We start from the raw sequence: 17,365 nt of genomic DNA on the forward strand, positions 1-17,365 counted from the left end.
GTCACAGGCGCGTCACACCCGGCTGAAAAACTCCAAGCCGGGCCATTTCGCCCTGCCAAAGATGGAGAATTTTCATGACCCTACAAACCCCCGGAGACAAGCTCATGATGAATCGCAGAAAGGTGCTGATCGGCACCGCCGCCGCCACCGTGGCCGGCACGCTCGCCTTCCCCGCCCGCTCGCAACAGGTGCTCACCGTCGGCCTGATTCCGTCGGAAGACTCCCGCGCCATGATCGCCAACAGCCAGAAGATGATGGACATGCTCTCGGCCGCGCTGGGCATGCCCGTCAAGCCCTTCGTGGCGGCCGACTACAACGGCGTCATCGAAGCCCTGCGCTCCAAGCGGCTGGACGTGGCCTACCTCGGCCCCTTCTCCTACGTGCTGGGCGCGACCATCGCCCCCATCGAGGCCTTCGCCGTGGCCGAGACCAAGAAGGCCGGGCGCACGTTCTATTACAGCCAGGTGATCGCGCACAAGGACAGCGGCATCAAGACCGTGGCCGACCTCAAGGGCAAGACCTTCGCCTTCGTCGATCCCAGCTCCACCTCGGGCCACCTGTTCCCCAAAGCCGGCCTCATGAAAGCCGGCTTCGACACCGACAAGGACTTCGGCCGCGTCATCTTCTCGGGCTCGCACGACTCCAGCGCGATCGCCGTGCAGAACAAGAAGGTGGATGCCGCGGCCATCGCCGACCGCATCCTGGACGCCGCCATCGCCAAGGGCCTGGCCAAGCGCGAGGACCTGGTCGAGGTCTGGAAATCCGACCCCATCCCCGAATCGCCCACCGTGTGGCGCACCGACCTGCCGGCCGACCTCAAGAAGCGCGTGCAGGCCGCCTTCCTGCAGGTCAAGGACATCCCGTGGTCCGACCAGGGCCAGCTCAACGGTTTCCACCCCACCAACGACGCCGCCTACAACGTCATCCGCGACACCGCCAAGCTGCTCAACCTCGATCTGAGGAAGATGAAATGATCGAGATCCGCAACCTCACCAAGCGCTACGGCGACTTCGTGGCCCTGCACGATGTCAGCCTGAGCGTGGCCAAGGGCGAGTTCGTGGTGATCCTGGGCGCCTCGGGCGCGGGCAAGTCCACGCTGCTGCGTTGCATCAACCACCTGGCCGAGCCCTCGGCCGGGGAGATCCGGGTCGACGGCGAGCTCTCGCGCGGCGACCGCGCCGGCCTGCGCAAGGTGCGCCGCGACGTGGCCATGATCTTCCAGCACTACAACGTGGTGCCGCGCCTGTCGGTGCTCAAGAACGTGCTCACCGGCCGCCTGGGCTCCATGCCCGCGCTGATGTCCTGGTTCCAGCTGTTCCCGCGCGAAGACATCGACGCCGCGCGCGAGTGCCTGCGCCGCGTCGAGCTCGAGCACAAGGCCGACGTGCGCACCGACACCCTCTCGGGCGGGCAGAAGCAGCGCGTGGGCATCGCGCGGGCCCTGGCGCAGCACCCCAAGGTGATCCTGGCCGACGAGCCCGTGGCCAGCCTGGACCCCAAGACCTCGCGCAAGGTGCTGCGCTACCTGCAGCAAGCCAGCCGCGACTCCGGCATCACCGTGATCTGCAACTTGCACCAGGTGGACTACGCGCGCGAATTCGGCCAGCGCGTGATCGGCGTGGCGGCGGGCCGCATCGTGTTCGAGGGCCGTCCCGACGAACTCACCGACGAGGTGCTGCAGCGCATCTACCCCGGCGGCCTCGAAGGCCCCGCCACGCCCGAGGCCCCGGCGGCCGCGGTGGCCGTGCCCACTCCCACCGCGGCGCATGCCGCACCGCAACTGGCCCTGGAGCAATCATGATCGGCATCGGACGCTACAACCTCCTCGTCGCCAAGAGCGGCGGCAACGACGGCTGGTGGAAATACGCCGTCGCTGGTTCGGCCCTGCTGGCCGTCATCTGGTGGGCCGCCATCGGCAGCCAGGTCAGCGTGAGCGAACTCGTCAAGGGCGCGCCGTGGATCGGCGACTTCCTCTCGCGCATGTTCCCGCCCAACTGGGAATTCGCCGCCAAGCTGGTCACGCCCGCCATCGAGACCGTGCAGATCGCCATCTGGGGCACGCTGCTGGCCTTCGTGCTCGCGGTGCCGGTGTGCTTCCTGGCCGCGCGCAACCTCTCGCCCCACCCGGCAGTGTTCCACTTCATGCGCCAGGTGCTCAACATCATGCGCGGCATCAACGAAATCATCCTCGCGCTGATCTTCGTCGCCGCCGTGGGCCTGGGCCCCTTCCCCGGTGTGCTGGCCCTCGCCCTGCACGGCGCGGGCATGCTGGGCAAGTTCTTCGCCGAGTCCATCGAAGACATCGACCAGGGCCCGATCGAGGCGCTGCGCTCCACCGGCGCGGGCCCGATCCAGATCATCATCTTCGGCGTGCTGCCGCAGGTCGTGACCGCCTGGATCGCCGTCATCCTCTACCGCTTCGAGACCAACCTGCGCCAGGCCACCGTGCTGGGCATGGTCGGCGCCGGCGGCATCGGCTTCGAACTGGTGGGCAGCATGAAGCTGTTCCAGTACCAGGACACGGCCACCTGCATTCTCGTGATCGTGGCCATGGTCATGACCGCCGATTACGTTTCCAGCAAGCTTCGCGCTTGGATCCAACAAGGAGCACGTTGATGGCCCCGGACCCTTTCAAACTCAAGGTCAACGACCGCGAGTACAACAAGCCGGCGCAGCCGGTGGTGGTGGTGTGTGTCGATGGCTGCGAGCCCGACTACATCACGCAGGCCATCCAGGCCGGCGTGGCGCCTTTCCTGCGGAAGATGCTGGCCAAGGGCACCTCGCTCGTCGGCGACTGCGTCGTCCCCAGCTTCACCAACCCGAACAACCTGTCCATCGTCACCGGCGCGCCCCCCTCGGTGCACGGCATCTGCGGCAACTACTTCCTCGACACCGCGCTGGGCAAGGAAGTGATGATGAACGACCCCGCCTACCTGCGCGCCGAAACGCTGCTGGCCGCGTTCTCCCGCGCCGGGGCCAGCGTGGCCGTGGTCACCGCCAAGGACAAGCTGCGCACCCTGCTGGGCCACCAGCTCGAAGGCGGCATCTGCTTCTCGGCCGAGAAAGCCGACAAGGCCACCGTGGCCGACAGCGGCATCGACAAGGTGCTCGAACTTGTGGGCAAGCCCGTGCCCTCGGTCTACAGCGCCGACTTGAGCGAGTTCGTGTTCGCCGCTGGCGTGAAGCTGCTGCAGACGCGCCGCCCCGACCTGATGTACCTCTCCACCACCGACTACGTGCAGCACAAGTGCGCACCCGGCACGCAGGGCGCGAACGACTTCTACGCCATGATGGACGGCTACCTCGCGCAGCTCGACGCACTCGGCGCGGTGATCGCGCTCACCGCCGACCACGGCATGAGCCCCAAGACCGACGCCGCCGGCCAGCCGCGCATCGTCTTCCTGCAGGAAGTGCTGGACGCCACCGCCGGCGCCGATGGCAGCCGCGTGATCCTGCCCATCACCGACCCCTACGTGGTGCACCACGGCGCGCTCGGCTCCTTCGCCACCGTCTACCTGCCGCGCGGCGCGAACGCGCGCAACATCGCCAGCGCCCTCATGAGCCACGACGGCATCGAGGCCGTGCTCACGCGCGAAGCGGCCGCCGAGCGCTTCGAGCTGCCGCCCGACCGCATCGGCGACCTGGTGGTGATCTCCGACCACCTCACCGTGCTGGGCACGCGCGCCGCCGAGCACGACCTCAGCGGCCTGACCGTGCCGCTGCGCTCGCACGGCGGCCTGTCCGAGCAGAAGGTGCCGCTGCTCTTCAACCGCCGGCTGCAAGGCCTGATCCCCGGGCGGCGGCTGCGCAACTTCGACATCTTCGACCTGGCGCTCAACCACGCCGTGATCACCACCGCCTAGAGGCCCGCATGACCGCGAACTACTTCAACCCCGTGCACAGCGTGTACGGGCCGGGGGCCCTGTTGTCTCTGCCGAAGCTGCTGGGGGGCCGCAAGGCCGCGCTGGTGACCTTCCCCGAGGCGCGAGAGCTCGGCCTGCTGGCCCGCCTGGAGGGCGTGCTCGGCGCCCAGCTGGCCTGCGTGATCGACCAGGTGCGGCCCAACCCCGACGTGGCCGAACTGGCCGCGACGCACGAGGCCTTCTGGCGCGAACACGCCGACGTCGAGGTCATCGTCGCCGTCGGTGGCGGCAGCGCCATCGACACCGCCAAGGCCCTCATGGTCGGCACCGCCAGCGGCCGCTTCCAGGAGCTGGTGGACCTGCTGGCCACCGGCGCGGCCTTCACGCCGCACGCCATCAAGACCCTGATCGCCGTGCCCACCACCGCCGGCACCGGCAGCGAGGTCACGCCCTGGGCCACCATCTGGGACCGCGAGAGTCAGAAGAAGTACTCGCTGCACCTGCCGCAGACCTGGCCCACGGCGGCCATCATCGACCCCGAGCTCATGCTCTCGCTGCCGCCGGCCGTGACGCTGCAAAGCGGGCTCGACGCGCTCTCGCACGCGCTCGAAGCGATCTGGAACGTCAACGCCAACCCGATCTCCGACGCGTTCGCGGTCTCGGCGGTGAGCGACATCCTGGCCGTGCTGCCGCGCCTGATGGCCGAACCGGGCGACCTGGGGCTGCGCGGGCGCATGGCCCTGGCCGCCTTGAAGGCCGGCATGGCGTTCTCCAACACCAAGACGGCGCTGGCGCACTCCATCTCGTACGAGATGACGCTGCGCTACGGCCTGCCGCACGGCATCGCCTGCTCGTTCCCGCTGCCCATGGTGCTGGCGCGCGCCATCGGCCAGCGCGCCGAGCGCGACGCGGTGCTGGAGCAGGCGCTGGGCGCGCCGCTGGCCGGTGCCCCTGAGCGGCTGGCGCGCTTCATCGAGCAGTTCGGCGTGGGCACGCGCTTTGGCGACTACGGCGTGAGCGACGAAGAAGCCGAACAAATGGTGCTGCACGCCCTGGGTGGCGCGCGCGGCAAGAATTTCATTGGCACCGCCGAGGAGACCCTGGCATGAACGCACGCAACCCCTTGCGCGACAGCGAGCACTTCCGCGCCGAGGCGCTGCGCATCGGCGGCGAGCGCATCGCCCGCGACCGCACGCTCGACGTCATCAACCCCTACAACCGCGAGCGCGTGGGCACCGTGCCGCTGGCCACGCTGGACGACGTGCGGCAGGCCTACCGCATCGCCAACGCCTACCAGTCCAGGCTCACGCGCTACGAGCGCTCCAGCATCCTGCAGAAAGCCTCGGCCCTGCTGCGCGCGCGCGCCGAGGAAGCCTCCACGCTCATCACGCTGGAGTCGGGCCTGTGCAAGAAGGACTCGATGTACGAGATCGGCCGCGTGGCCGACGTGCTGGTGTTCGGCGCCAACGAGGCGCTGCGCGACGACGGCCAGGTGTTCTCCTGCGACCTCACGCCGCACGGCAAGAAGCGCAAGGTCATCACCCTGCGCGAGCCGCTGCAGGGCGTCATCACCGCCATCACGCCCTTCAACCACCCCATGAACCAGGTGGCGCACAAGGTGGTGCCCAGCATTGCCACCAACAACCGCATGGTGCTCAAGCCGTCCGAGAAGGTGCCGCTCTCGGCCTACTTCCTGGCCGACATCCTGTACGAAGCCGGCCTGCCGCCCGAGATGTTCCAGGTCGTCACCGGCGACCCGCGCGAGATCGCCGACGAGATGCTGGTCAACGAGCACGTGGACCTCATCACCTTCACCGGTGGCGTGCCCATCGGCAAATACATCGCGGCCAAGGCCGGCTACCGCCGCATCGTGCTCGAACTCGGCGGCAACGACCCGCTGATCGTGATGGAAGACGCCGACCTCGACAAAGCCTCCGACCTCGCGGTGCAGGGCTCGTACAAGAACTCCGGCCAGCGCTGCACCGCCGTCAAACGCATGCTGGTGCAGGCATCCGTGGCCGACGCCTTCACCGAGCTCGTGGTCGAGAAGACGCGCCGCTGGAAACACGGCGACCCCATGGACGGCGGCATGGACATGGGCACCGTGATCGACGCACCCTCGGCCGCGCGCTTCGAGGCCCTGGTGAACGAAGCCGTGTCGCAGGGCGCGCGCCTGCTCACCGGCAACCAGCGCGAAGGCGCGCTCTACGCGCCCACCGTGCTTGACCGGGTGCGCCCCGAGATGACCCTGGTGCGCGAGGAAACCTTCGGCCCGGTCTCGCCCATCATCCGCTTCCGCGACATCGACGAAGCCATCGCGATCTCCAACGGCACGGCCTACGGCCTCTCGTCGGGCATCTGCACCAACCGCATGGACTACGCGACCCGCTTCGCGCACGAACTCAAGGTCGGCACCGTGAACCTGTGGGAAGTGCCCGGTTACCGCATCGAGCTCACGCCCTTTGGCGGCATCAAGGACTCGGGCCTGGGCTACAAGGAAGGCGTGCAGGAGGCCATGAAATCCTTCTGCAACGGCAAGACCTTCACCCTGCCCTGGTAGGCCCTAGAGGGCCGGTGAACCGCCGGGCTCGCTGAGCCGGTGGCCCCAGCCCTCCACCGTCTCGCGCAGCATGCGCGCGACGATCTTGCTCGCTGGCGTGAGCTGGCCCTGCTTGGGCAGGGCCAGCGTCACATGGCGCCGCAGGTCGGGGTTGACCACGCGCGAGGCCCGCAGCCGGCCCGCGCGCAGCTCGGCGTCGATGGAGAACGGCCCGAGCAGGGCGTACAGCCCGCGCGTGTGGGCCACCAGCTCGCGCTGCACGCGCAGCGAATCGGCCTCCACCTCGGCCTGCAGCACGAAGCCCTTGCTGCGCGCCGTCTCGTCCAGCACCGCGCGCCAGTGCGCCGGCCGCCGGGGCAGCACCAGGCGCAAGCCGGCCAGGCGCGCGAACTCGACGGTGTCGTTCTGCGTGAGCGGGTCGTCCGGCCGCGACACCAGGTAGGTGCCCGCCACCGCCAGCAGCTGCTCGTCCGCGCTGGTGGGCTTCTGGTAGCGGAACAGGATGGCCATGTCCACGCTGCCCATGTCCAGCAGCGCATCGAGCTCGCCGCCCTGGCCCTCGCGCACATTGAGCTTGATCTTCGGGAACGCCTCCTGCAGGCGCAGGTAGACGTGGGTGATCAGCGGGTGCGCCGCCGAGGGCAGGATGCCCAGGCGCACCTCGCCCATGGGCTCGCCGGCATCCACGCGGATGTCGGCCAGCAGCTGGTCCGTGTCGCGCACCCAGCCGCGCACGCGCGCCTCCACGTGGCGGCCCAGGTCGGTCAGCGTCACGCCGCGCCCGGTGCGCCGGAACAGGGCGCCGCCGCACTGCTTCTCCAGCTCGCCGATCTGCCGGCTGATGTGCGACTGCACCGTCTGGCGCAGCGCCGCCGCCTTGGTGAAGCTGCCGAGTTCGGCCACCTCGAGGAACAGCCGGAAGTCGTTGGGGTTCATGGGGGGTCTCCGGGTCTGCCATGCCTGATCAGGCATGTCTGAAATCTCCGTTTGCATTCTAGGCAGATGGCGAGTGCTTTCCTAGACTGCGTTCCCATCACCCCCGCGCTGCCCGCAGCGCCCCACACGGAGACCCCACCGCCATGCGTTTCGCCAGCTTCGAGACCGACGGCCGCGCCACCTACGGGCTGGTCGGCAGCGACGGCCGATACACCCCCGTTCCCGCCGCCTTCCAGGCGCGCCACGCGGACCTGAAAGCCGCCATCGCCGCCCAGGCGCTCGGTGAACTCCAGGGCCTGGCCGGCCCCTCCCTGGCGCCCGACCAGGTGCGCCTGCTGCCCGTCATCCCCAACCCCGGCAAGCTGATCTGCGTGGGCCTGAACTACAAGAGCCACGTGGCCGAGACCAAGCGCGCCGACAGCGAGCACCCCTCGCTCTTCCTGCGCTTCAACGACAGCCTGGCCGCGCACGGCGACGAGGTGCTGCGCCCCGCCTTCTCCGACCGCTTCGACTGGGAAGGCGAACTCGCCTTCGTGATCGGCCAGGGCGGCCGCCACATCGCCAAGGAAAACGCCTTCGAGCACATCGCCGGCTACGCCTGCTTCAATGACGTGAGCGTGCGCGACTGGCAGAAGCACACCCACCAGTTCACGCCCGGCAAGAACTTCCCCGGCACCGGCCCCTTCGGCCCCTACCTGGCCACGCGCGACGAGGTGCCCGATGTGACCAAGCTGCAGCTCGAAACCCGCGTGAACGGCCAGGTGATGCAGCACGCCAGCGTGGGCGACCTGATCTTCGACATCCCCACCATCGTGGCCTACATCTCGCGCTTCACGCCGCTTTCGCCCGGCGACGTGATCGCCACCGGCACGCCCGGTGGCGTGGGCGACCGCCGCGAGCCGCCGCTCTACATGAAAGAAGGCGACGTGGTCGAGGTCGAGATCACCGGCCTGGGCATCCTCCGCAACCCCATCGGCGTGGAGTGAGGTGAACACCCCCCTGCGCCGCTGCGCGGCTTCCCCCCTCCGTGGCGCGCCTTCGGCGCTTCGAGGGGGGACGGCGGCTTGGGCCGGCGCAGCCGGACCCTTGCCGCCTCTGGATCGCGTCGTCTCCCTCAACAACCCAACACCATGAGCAACACGAACCTCACCCCCCATGACGCGCGCCTGCGCGTGGCCGTCGACATCGGCGGCACCTTCACCGACATGGCCGCCTTCGACGAAGTCACCGGCCAGCTGCTGTTCGGCAAGGCCTTGTCCACCCACGGCCAGCTGGTCGACGGCATCCAGGCCACGCTGGACAGCGCCGACATCGATCTGCGCGACGGCCACCTGTTTCTGCACGGCTCCACCATCGCCATCAACACCCTGCTGGAGCGCAACGGCGCCAAGACCGCGCTGCTGATCACCGAGGGCTTTCGCGATATCTATGAGATCGGCCGCGTCAACCGGCCCGATGCCTACAACCTCTTCTTCAACAAGCACGAGCCGCTGGTCAAGCGATCGCTGCGCTACGAGGTGGCCGAGCGCCTGCGCGCCGACGGCAGCACGCACAAGGCGCTGGACGAGGCCGCCGTGCGCGAGCTGGCGCGCGAACTCGGCGGCAAGAACATCGAGGCCGTGGCCGTGCTGCTGCTGCACTCCTACCGCAACCCGGCGCACGAACAGCGCGTGAAACAGATCCTGCAGGAAGAACTGCCCGGTGCCTTTGTCTGCGCCTCGCACGAACTCAGCCAGGAATACCGCGAGTTCGAGCGCGTCTCCACCGCCGTGGCCAACGCCTACGTGGGCCCGCGCGTCTCGGCCTACCTGGGCCAGCTCGAAGAGCACCTGAGCCACAAGGGCTTCGAGGGCGACTTCTACGTGGTGCAGTCCACCGGCGGCCTGTTCCCCAGCGAACACGCACGGCGCGACTGCGTGCGCATGCTCGAATCCGGCCCTGCGGCCGGCGTGATCGGCGCGCAGGCCATCTGCGCCCAGCTCGGCATGGGCGACGCCATCGCCTTCGACATGGGCGGCACCACCGCCAAGGCCGGCGTCATCAGCGAAGGCCGGCCGCTGACCACCGGCAGCGCGCTCATCGGCGGCTACGAGCGCGCCCTGCCGATCCAGATCCCCATGATGGACATCCACGAAGTCGGCACCGGCGGCGGCTCCATCGCCCGCGTGGAAACCGGCAACGCCCTGCGCGTGGGCCCGCAGAGCGCGGGCTCCATCCCCGGCCCCGTGGCCTACGGCCGCGGCGGCACCGAACCCACCGTGACCGACGCCAACCTCGTGCTCGGCCGCCTCGACGCCGACCACTTCCTCGGCGGCGAGCTCAAGCTCGATCTCGCCGGCACGCAGCGCCAGATGGAAGAGCGCGTGGCCAAGCCCCTGGGGCTGGACGCCACCGCCGCCGCCGACGGCATCCTGCGCATCGCGGTCACGCAGATGTCGCACGCCGTGAAGGCCGTCACCACCGAGCGCGGCCTGGACGCGGGCAGCTTCACCATGGTGGTCTACGGCGGCGCCGGCCCGCTGCACGCCTCGGCCATCGCGCGCGAGATCGGCATCCGCAAGGTGCTCATCCCGTACGCGCCGGGCTATTTCTCGGCCTACGGCATGCTGTTCTCCGACCTGCGCTACGACTACGTGCGCTCGGTGTTCCGCAAGCTCAACGACGTCTCCTTCGACGAGATCGAGGCGCTCTACAAAGGCATGGAAGACGAAGGCCGTGCCGCGCTCGCCGCCTCGGGCATCACGCCCGACGGCATCGTCATCGAGCGCGCGGCCGACATGCGCTACGTCGGCCAGGAACACGCCGTCACGGTCGACCTGCCCGGCGCCTTCTTCGTCGACAAGGACCGCTCGGCCATCAAGAACCACTTCGACCAGGTGCACAAGGTGCGCTACGGCACCTCCGCGCCCAAGGAGGCGGCCGACCTCGTGAGCCTGCGCGTGACCGTGCTCGGCACCATGAAGAAGCCGCCGCGCCACCACGTGGACGAAGGCGCGGCGCAGCCCGAAGCCGCCGCCCTGCGCGGCACCAAGCCGGTGTACTTCCGCGCCGGTGGCTGGGCCGACACGCCGGTCTACAAGCGCGACGCGCTGCGCGCCGGCAACGTCATCGCCGGCCCGGCCCTGATCGAAGAACACGCCTCCACCACCGTGGTCCAGCCCGGCGACGAACTGCGCGTCGACGGCCTGGGCAACCTGCAAATCGCCATCGGGAGCGACCGCTCATGAACGCACGAGACCTGCCCACCACGACGGTCGACCCCGTCACCGTCGAAATCATCCGCAACGGCCTCTTTGCCGTGACGGAGGAGATGAAGACCAACCTCACCCGCACCGCCTACAACCTCATCATCTATGAGGCGCTGGACTTCACGGTCGGCCTGTTCACGAAAGAGGGCGACACCGTCTCCATCGGCCTGGGCCTGCCCATGTTCATCCGCGGCATGGCCGAGACGGTGAAGGCCAAGATCAAGCACTTCGGCGTGGAGAACATCAAGCCCGGCGACATCCTCGTCACCAACGACGCCTACACCACCGGCAGCCACCTCAACCACTTCACCTTCACCATGCCGGTGTTCCACGAAGGCCAGCTCGAAGGCTTCACCTGCTGCATGGCGCACTGGCTCGACGTGGGCGGCACCCTGGGCAACGTGACCACCGACATCTTCAGCGAAGGCATCCAGATCCCGATCGTGAAGTACCAGCGCGAAGGCGTGGTCAACCAGGACCTGATCGACATCATCGCCATGAACGTGCGCATGCCCGAGCGCGCGCTGGGCGACCTGCGCGCGCAGATCACCGCCATCACCACCGGCGAGCGCCGCTACGTGGAGCTGCTGCAGCGCTACGGCGCCGACGCGGTCAACGGCTCGATCCGCCAGATCATGGACTCCAGCGAAGCCGTGGCGCGCAAGAACACGCTCTCCATCCCCGACGGCGTGTACGAAGCCGAGTCCTACATGGACGACGACGGCCTGGAGATCGGCAAGCGCATCCCCATCCGCGTGAAGGTCACCGTGCAGGGCGACGAGATGACGGTGGACCTCTCCGACGTGAGCAAGCAGGTGCGCGGCTTCTACAACTCGGGCTTCACCACCGGCATCGCCTGCGCGCAGGTGGCCTACAAGTGCCTCACCACGCCCACCGATTATCCCGTGAACGACGGCAGCTTCCGCTCGCTCAAGGTCATCATGCCCATGGGCACCGTCATCAGCGCCGAGCGCCCCTACCCGATGCGCGTGTGGATGACCTTCCCCATGACGGTGATCGACACCATCTTCAAGGCGCTCGCGCCCGCCATTCCCGACCGCGCCATCGCCGGCCACCACGCCGACCTGGTGTTCCCCAACATCCACGGCATCTCGCCCGAAGACGGCCGCCTGTTCATCGTCGGCATCGGCCCGCTGGGCGGCGGCTGGGGTGCCAAGAGCACCGAAGACGGCGTGTCCGTCACCGTCTGCATCAACGACGGCGACACCCACAACAGCCCGACCGAGCAGCTCGAAGCCAAGTACCCCGTGCTGGTCGAGAAATACGAGATCCGCCAGGACAGCGCGGGCGCCGGCAAGTACCGCGGCGGCCTGGGGGCCGAGATGGTGGTGCAGGCGCTCTCGCCCTTCACCGTCACCACCCGCATCGACCGCGTGCACTGCAAACCCTGGGGCCTGGAAGGCGGCGGCGACGCCATGGGCAACGGCCTGGCCGTGCGCCACAAGGGCGAGTGGAAGAGCGACCACCTCAACGCCAAGATCTTCAACGTGCGCCTGGAACGCGGCGACGCCTACAAGATGCTCTCGGGTGGCGGCGGGGGCTTTGGAAGCCCGCTGGAGCGCGAGGCCGAGAAGGTGGCCGAAGACGTGCGCGAAGGCTACGTGAGCGCCGAGGTGGCGCGCGAGGTCTACCGCGTGGCGCTGGACGACCAGCAGCAACTCGACGCCGCCGCCACGCTCAAGCTGCGCGCCGCTGCCGCCGCGCAGGCCTGAGATGGACGCCGCCACCGTGGCAGCCGCCGACCCACGCGCCGCCCACCTGCTCGGCCTGTGGAGCCGCCTGAGCGCCCAGCACGTCACGCTGGGCTCGGGTTGCGGCTGCGGCGTGGGCGGGGTCAGCGTCTCGCTGCAGGACTTCGAGCTCGACATCGCCGACTACCTCTGGGCCGAAAGCGAGCGCCTGGGCGTGCACAGCGTGGAAGCCTTCCTGCTGCAGCCCGGGCCGATCCATGAACAGCCCCAGCCGGTGATGAACCTGCTCACGCGCCTGGAGGCGGGCGAGGCCGACGAGGCCGACGCCGACTGGCTGCTCACGCGGCTGGCGCGCACGCTCGAATCCTTTGCCAAGCTGCACGGCCCGGCGGCCTCCAACGGATAGCCCGGCCATGTTCAACCTCACGCCGCGCCCGAGCCCGGCCAGCGATGCGCCCACGCTGCCCCAGCGGGTGCCCGTCACCGTGCTCACCGGCTTCCTCGGCAGCGGCAAGACCACCTTGCTCAACCGCCTGCTGCGCGAGCCCGACCTGCGCGGCACGGCGGTCATCATCAACGAGTTCGGTGCCGTCGGGCTCGACCACGACCTGGTCGCCCACACCGACGAGCAGATGGTGCTGCTCTCCAACGGCTGCATCTGCTGCACCATCCGCGGCGACCTCGTGGGCGCGCTCGAACGCCTCGCCGCCGACCCCGGCGCCCAGGCCGGCACCCTGCGCCACGTGGTGCTCGAAACCACCGGCCTGGCCGACCCCGCGCCCATCCTGCACACCCTCATGGGCGACCCGCGCGTGGTGCGCAACTGGCGGCTCGCCGGCGTGGCCACCACGGTGGACGCCGTCAACGGCGGCGCCACGCTGGACCGCCAGCCCGAGGCCGTGAAACAGATCGCCGTGGCCGACCGCCTCTTTCTCACCAAGACCGACCTGGCCACCCCCGAAGCCCTTGAAACGCTGCGCCGGCGCCTGCCGCAGATCAACCCCGCCGCGCTCGTCAGCACCGATGCCGACGAAGCCCTGGCCGCGCTGCGCGGCCTGCTCGACGCCTCGCCGCTGAACCCCGTGCTCGACGCCATCGCCGCCAACCGCGCGCTCGGCTTCCAACCCGTGCCCGGTGCGGGGCACGACCCCAACCGGCACGACGACCACATCCGCTCCTACGCCATCGTGCGCGACAAGCCGCTGCCGCGCGAAGGCTTCTTCGCCTGGCTCGACATGGTCGCGCGCATGCGCGGCGACGACCTGCTTCGCGTCAAAGGCCTGGTGCACCTGGACGACTCGCCCGAGCGCCCGCTCGTCATCCACGGCGTGCAACACGTGTTCCACCCACCCGAATGGCTGCCCGAATGGCCCAGCGCCGACCGGCGCACCCGCATCGTCTTCATCACCCGCGACATCGACCCCGAAGCCATCGAGGAAACGCTGCGCATCTTCGAGCGCCGGCGCCCGCGCGCGCCGGCCTCATCTGAGTCACCATCCCAACCACCACCCGCTAGGAGACAACCATGACGGCCAAACACTGGATCACCACCCTGGTGATCGCCGCGAGCAGCATCGCGCTGCTGCCCGCTGCCCACGGGCAGAGCGCGTCCGGCAAATTTCCCGACAACATGATCAAGCTCATCGTGCCCTTCGCGGCCGGTGGTGGCGTGGACGGCGCGGCGCGCCTGCTCGCCAGACAGCTGCAGACCGACCTGGGCGTGACCGTGGTGGTGGACAACCGCGCCGGTGGCAGCGGCACCATCGGTGGCAAGGCCGTGCAGACCGCGCACGCCGACGGCTACACCCTGCTGTTCTCCGCCGCCACACACGTGCTCGCCAGCCACGTGATGGCCACACCGCCCTACGACCCGGTGACCGACTTCACCCCCGTGGCCCGCACCGGCGAGGCGCCGCTGCTCATCGTCATTCCGCCCACCGCGCCGCAGAAGAACCTGCGCGAGGTGATCGACGCGGCCGGCAAATCCGGCAACAACTGGAACGCCGCCATCCCCGCGCTCGGCGCGCCCAGCCACCTGGCCACGTTGCTCCTGGCCAAGCAGGGCAAGGTCAACTTCACCATGACGCCCTACCGAGGCACCGCGCCCGCCGCCACCGACGTGGCCGGCGGCCACGTGCAGGTGCTGGTGGACTCCATCATCTCCCTGCAACCCATGGCCAAGGGCGGGCGCGTGAAACCCATCGCCCAGACCGGCGCCAAGCGCAGCAGCGTCGCCCCCGACGTGCCCACGGCGGCCGAAAGCGGCTACCCGGGCCTGGTGTACGTGTCGTGGTACGGCGTGTGGGCGCCCAAGGGCACGCCAGACGACCGCGTGCAATTCCTCAACAAAGCCATCAACAAGGCCACGGAAGAACTCGCCAAGGCCGGCTCGCTCGCCTCGCTGGGCGTGGAGCCGGTGGTGGAGTCGGTCGACAGCTTCCGCAAATACATCGCGACCGATGTCGCGCAGAGCGCGGGCCTGCTGAAAGAGGCGGGGTTCAAGCCGGAGTGAGGCGGCGCCCTCAGAACACCGAGAGCCCGGTGCGCGCGGCGAACAGCTCCAGCGCCTGCATGCCCAGCAGCGAGTTGCCCGTGGCGTCCAGCGCGGGGGACCACACGCACAGGCTCAGGTGGTCGGGCACCACCGCCACAATGCCACCGCCCACGCCGCTCTTGCAGGGCAGGCCGATGCGAAAGGCGAACTCACCGGCCGCGTCGTAGGTGCCGCAGGTCAGCATCAGCGCGTTGATCCGGCGCGTCTGGCGTTCGGTCAGCAGCGGCTCGCCGCTGAACGGGTGCCGGCCGTCGCGGCACAGGAAACCCGTGGCGCGCGCCAGCTGCAGGCAGCTCATGCGCACCGCGCAGTGGTGGAAATAGGCATCGAGCACGGTGGCGACATCGTTGTCGATCTTGCCGAAGCTCTTCATGAAGTTGCCCAGCGCGATGTTGCGAAAGCCGGTGGCGGCCTCCGATGCCGCCACCTCCTCGTCGAAGTGCACGGGCTCGCCGCACAGGCTCGACACCAGCTCCAGCATGGCCGCCTTCGGATCGCCCTGGCTCACCAGCCGGTCCGTGACGGCGATCGCACCGGCGTTGATGAACGGGTTGCGCGGCGTCCCTTGCTCGGCCTCCAGCTGCACCAGCGAGTTGAAAGGGTTGCCCGAGGGTTCCCGCCCGATGCGCGCCCACAGGCCCTCGCCCATGGCGCGCATGCCCATGGTCAGGGCAAAGAGTTTGGAGATGCTCTGGATCGAGAAGGGCGTGTCGCTGTCGCCGGCCTGCGCCTCCTGGCCGTCGCAGGTGCGCAAGGCGATGCCGAACTGCGCCGCCGGCACGCGCGCCAGCGCAGGGATGTAATCTGCCACCTGCCCTTGCTCGCCCAGCCGGGGCCGCAGGGTGGTGACGATCTCTTCGAGGATGGACTGGAACCGCATCGCGCGATTGTCGGTCAGCGTGCACCGAGCGCGGCCGCCAGGTGGGGCGCCGTCGGGCTCGCGTGGCAGGCCGCCACCGCCTCGGGCGTGCCCGCAGCCACGATGCGCCCGCCCTCGTGGCCCGGGCCCGGGCCCACGTCCAGCACCCAGTCGCAGGCGGCCACCACGCGCATGTCGTGCTCCACCATCACCACCGTGTTGCCGGCGTCCACCAGCGCATTGAGCTGCGCCATCAGCCGGTCCACATCGGCGGCGTGCAGGCCGGTGGTGGGCTCGTCCAGCACATAGAGCGTGTCGCCGCGCTGGGGCCGTTGCAGTTCCGTGGCCAGCTTGATGCGCTGCGCCTCGCCGCCCGAGAGCTCGGTGGCCGGCTGGCCCAGCCGCAGGTAGCCCAGGCCGATGTCCTGCAGCAGCTTCAGCGGCCGGTGGATCGCCGGGACATCGTGGAAAAACGCCACGCCTTCCTCCACCGTCATGGCCAGCACCTCGGCGATGTTCTTGCCGGCATGGGTGATCTGCAAGGTCTTCGCGTTGTAGCGCTGGCCGCCGCAGGTGGCGCACGGCGCGTACACGCTGGGCATGAAAAGCAGCTCCACCTGCACAAAGCCCTCGCCTTCGCAGGTCTCGCATCGGCCGCCCGGCACGTTGAACGAGAAGCGGCCTGCGCCCCATCGCCGCGCCCGCGCCGCCGGCTCCGCCGCGAAGCGCGCCCGCACCGCGTCGAACAGCCCGGTGTAAGTCGCGAGGTTCGAGCGTGGCGTGCGGCCGATCGGCTTCTGATCGACCCGCACCAGGCGGCCAAACGCGTCGGCACCGGCCTCGATCCGGCCGCCGGCCACCACCGCGCCGCCGACCGCGCTGGCCTCGGCGGTCTCGGGGCCGCCCGCGTCGTGCCGGGCCGGCTCGTGGCCCAGGTGGTCGGCCATGAGGTCCACCAGCGCATGGCCCACCAGGCTGGACTTGCCCGAACCCGACACGCCGGTCACGGCGCTCAGCACGCCGATCGGAAAAGCCGCGTCGAGCTGGTGCAGGTTGTTGCAGGTCACGCCGGCCAGCTTCAGCCAGCCCTGCGGTGGGCGCACCGCCCGCCTGCGCGGCTTCGCCGCCGCGAAGAGGTGGCGCGCGGTGTGGGAGCCTTTCACGTGGCGCAGGCCCGCCGGCGGGCCGCTGTAGAGCACGCGCCCGCCGTTCTCGCCCGCTTCGGGCCCCACGTCCACGATCCAGTCCGCGTGCTTCATCACCGCGAGATCGTGCTCCACCACGAAGAGCGAATTGCCCGCGCGCTTGAGCCGGTCCAGCGCCGCCAGCAGCGCCACGCCGTCGGCCGGGTGCAGGCCTGCCGAGGGTTCGTCCAGCACGTAGAGCACGCCAAAAAGGTTGGCGTGGATCTGCGTGGCCAGCCGCACGCGCTGCAGCTCGCCGGACGACAGGGTGGGCGTCTGCCGGTCGAGCGACAGATAGCCCAGGCCGATGTCCTCCAGCGTTTTGACGCGCTCCAGCACGTTCTGGGCGATCCGTTGCGCGGCGATGCGTTTCTCTTGCGAGAGGTGCGGCGTTCGCAGCACGTCCGCAGCGCCCTCGTGGCCCTGGCGCGGGGCACTGGCCCGGCGCC

At 69.4% G+C, this 17,365-nt stretch carries 14 protein-coding genes and 1 pseudogene; 12 read left to right on the forward strand and 3 right to left on the reverse strand.

The genetic code is table 11. The annotated features are described in order from the left end of the window. The first annotated feature begins 104 nt into the window (after positions 1-104). Genes phnD through phnY form a run of 6 tightly spaced genes read left to right on the forward strand, consistent with a single transcriptional unit; the run spans position 105 to position 6,423 of the window. Positions 105-974, forward strand: a complete 870-nt coding sequence (gene phnD, locus KIT86_RS07360; protein ID WP_297396779.1) for a phosphonate ABC transporter substrate-binding protein — start codon at positions 105-107, stop codon at positions 972-974. Then, positions 971-1,801 carry a phosphonate ABC transporter ATP-binding protein gene (phnC, locus tag KIT86_RS07365; protein ID WP_297396781.1) on the forward strand — a complete coding sequence of 277 codons (831 nt, stop codon included), beginning with the start codon at positions 971-973 and terminating at the stop codon, positions 1,799-1,801. The genes phnD and phnC overlap by 4 nt, the downstream gene beginning before the upstream one ends. Next, entirely contained in the window at positions 1,798-2,616 is an 819-nt protein-coding gene (gene phnE, locus KIT86_RS07370) for a phosphonate ABC transporter, permease protein PhnE (protein WP_297396784.1), read from the forward strand. The genes phnC and phnE overlap by 4 nt, the downstream gene beginning before the upstream one ends. Beyond that, on the forward strand, positions 2,616-3,863 hold the full coding sequence (gene phnA / locus KIT86_RS07375) for a phosphonoacetate hydrolase (protein ID WP_297396787.1): 1,248 nt from the start codon (positions 2,616-2,618) through the stop codon (positions 3,861-3,863). Before phnE ends, phnA begins: the two co-directional genes overlap by 1 nt. A gap of 8 nt (positions 3,864-3,871) precedes the next feature. Beyond that, a complete protein-coding gene (psrA, locus tag KIT86_RS07380; protein WP_297396789.1) occupies positions 3,872-4,972 on the forward strand; it encodes an iron-containing alcohol dehydrogenase PsrA in 1,101 nt (366 codons plus the stop codon). Further along, on the forward strand, positions 4,969-6,423 hold the full coding sequence (gene phnY, locus KIT86_RS07385; protein WP_297396791.1) for a phosphonoacetaldehyde dehydrogenase: 1,455 nt from the start codon (positions 4,969-4,971) through the stop codon (positions 6,421-6,423). The genes psrA and phnY overlap by 4 nt, the downstream gene beginning before the upstream one ends. A gap of 3 nt (positions 6,424-6,426) precedes the next feature. Here phnY and KIT86_RS07390 read toward each other — a convergent pair whose 3' ends face one another. Further along, on the reverse strand, positions 6,427-7,359 hold the full coding sequence (locus tag KIT86_RS07390) for a LysR family transcriptional regulator (protein ID WP_297396793.1): 933 nt from the start codon (positions 7,357-7,359) through the stop codon (positions 6,427-6,429). Positions 7,360-7,502: 143 nt separating this feature from the next. Here KIT86_RS07390 and KIT86_RS07395 point away from each other — a divergent pair, with 143 nt between their 5' ends. From KIT86_RS07395 to KIT86_RS07420, 6 genes are all read left to right on the forward strand, one after another. Continuing rightward, positions 7,503-8,345 (forward strand): fumarylacetoacetate hydrolase family protein, encoded by an 843-nt coding sequence (locus tag KIT86_RS07395; RefSeq protein WP_297396796.1) that lies wholly within the window; start codon positions 7,503-7,505, stop codon positions 8,343-8,345. 144 nt (positions 8,346-8,489) lie between these two features. Further along, positions 8,490-10,586 (forward strand): hydantoinase/oxoprolinase family protein, encoded by a 2,097-nt coding sequence (locus tag KIT86_RS07400; protein ID WP_297396799.1) that lies wholly within the window; start codon positions 8,490-8,492, stop codon positions 10,584-10,586. Continuing rightward, on the forward strand, positions 10,583-12,340 hold the full coding sequence (locus tag KIT86_RS07405; RefSeq protein WP_297396802.1) for a hydantoinase B/oxoprolinase family protein: 1,758 nt from the start codon (positions 10,583-10,585) through the stop codon (positions 12,338-12,340). Before KIT86_RS07400 ends, KIT86_RS07405 begins: the two co-directional genes overlap by 4 nt. Position 12,341: 1 nt before the next feature. Continuing rightward, complete coding sequence (locus KIT86_RS07410) at positions 12,342-12,725, forward strand: hypothetical protein (protein WP_297396804.1); 384 nt, start codon at positions 12,342-12,344, stop codon at positions 12,723-12,725. A gap of 7 nt (positions 12,726-12,732) precedes the next feature. After that, positions 12,733-13,848, forward strand: coding sequence for a GTP-binding protein (locus tag KIT86_RS07415; RefSeq protein WP_297396806.1), 1,116 nt, complete (start codon positions 12,733-12,735; stop codon positions 13,846-13,848). Next, positions 13,845-14,831, forward strand: a complete 987-nt coding sequence (locus KIT86_RS07420; protein ID WP_297396809.1) for a tripartite tricarboxylate transporter substrate binding protein — start codon at positions 13,845-13,847, stop codon at positions 14,829-14,831. The genes KIT86_RS07415 and KIT86_RS07420 overlap by 4 nt, the downstream gene beginning before the upstream one ends. A 10-nt stretch (positions 14,832-14,841) precedes the next feature. Here KIT86_RS07420 and KIT86_RS07425 read toward each other — a convergent pair whose 3' ends face one another. Together KIT86_RS07425 and KIT86_RS07430 are read right to left on the reverse strand one after the other, a co-directional pair. Next, complete coding sequence (locus tag KIT86_RS07425; RefSeq protein ID WP_297396811.1) at positions 14,842-15,753, reverse strand: glutaminase; 912 nt, start codon at positions 15,751-15,753, stop codon at positions 14,842-14,844. A gap of 14 nt (positions 15,754-15,767) precedes the next feature. After that, positions 15,768-17,365 (reverse strand): annotated as a pseudogene (locus tag KIT86_RS07430) (excinuclease ABC subunit A); the annotation flags it as partial.

Source organism: Hydrogenophaga sp. (assembly GCF_026125825.1).
Lineage (GTDB): Bacteria > Pseudomonadota > Gammaproteobacteria > Burkholderiales > Burkholderiaceae_C > Hydrogenophaga.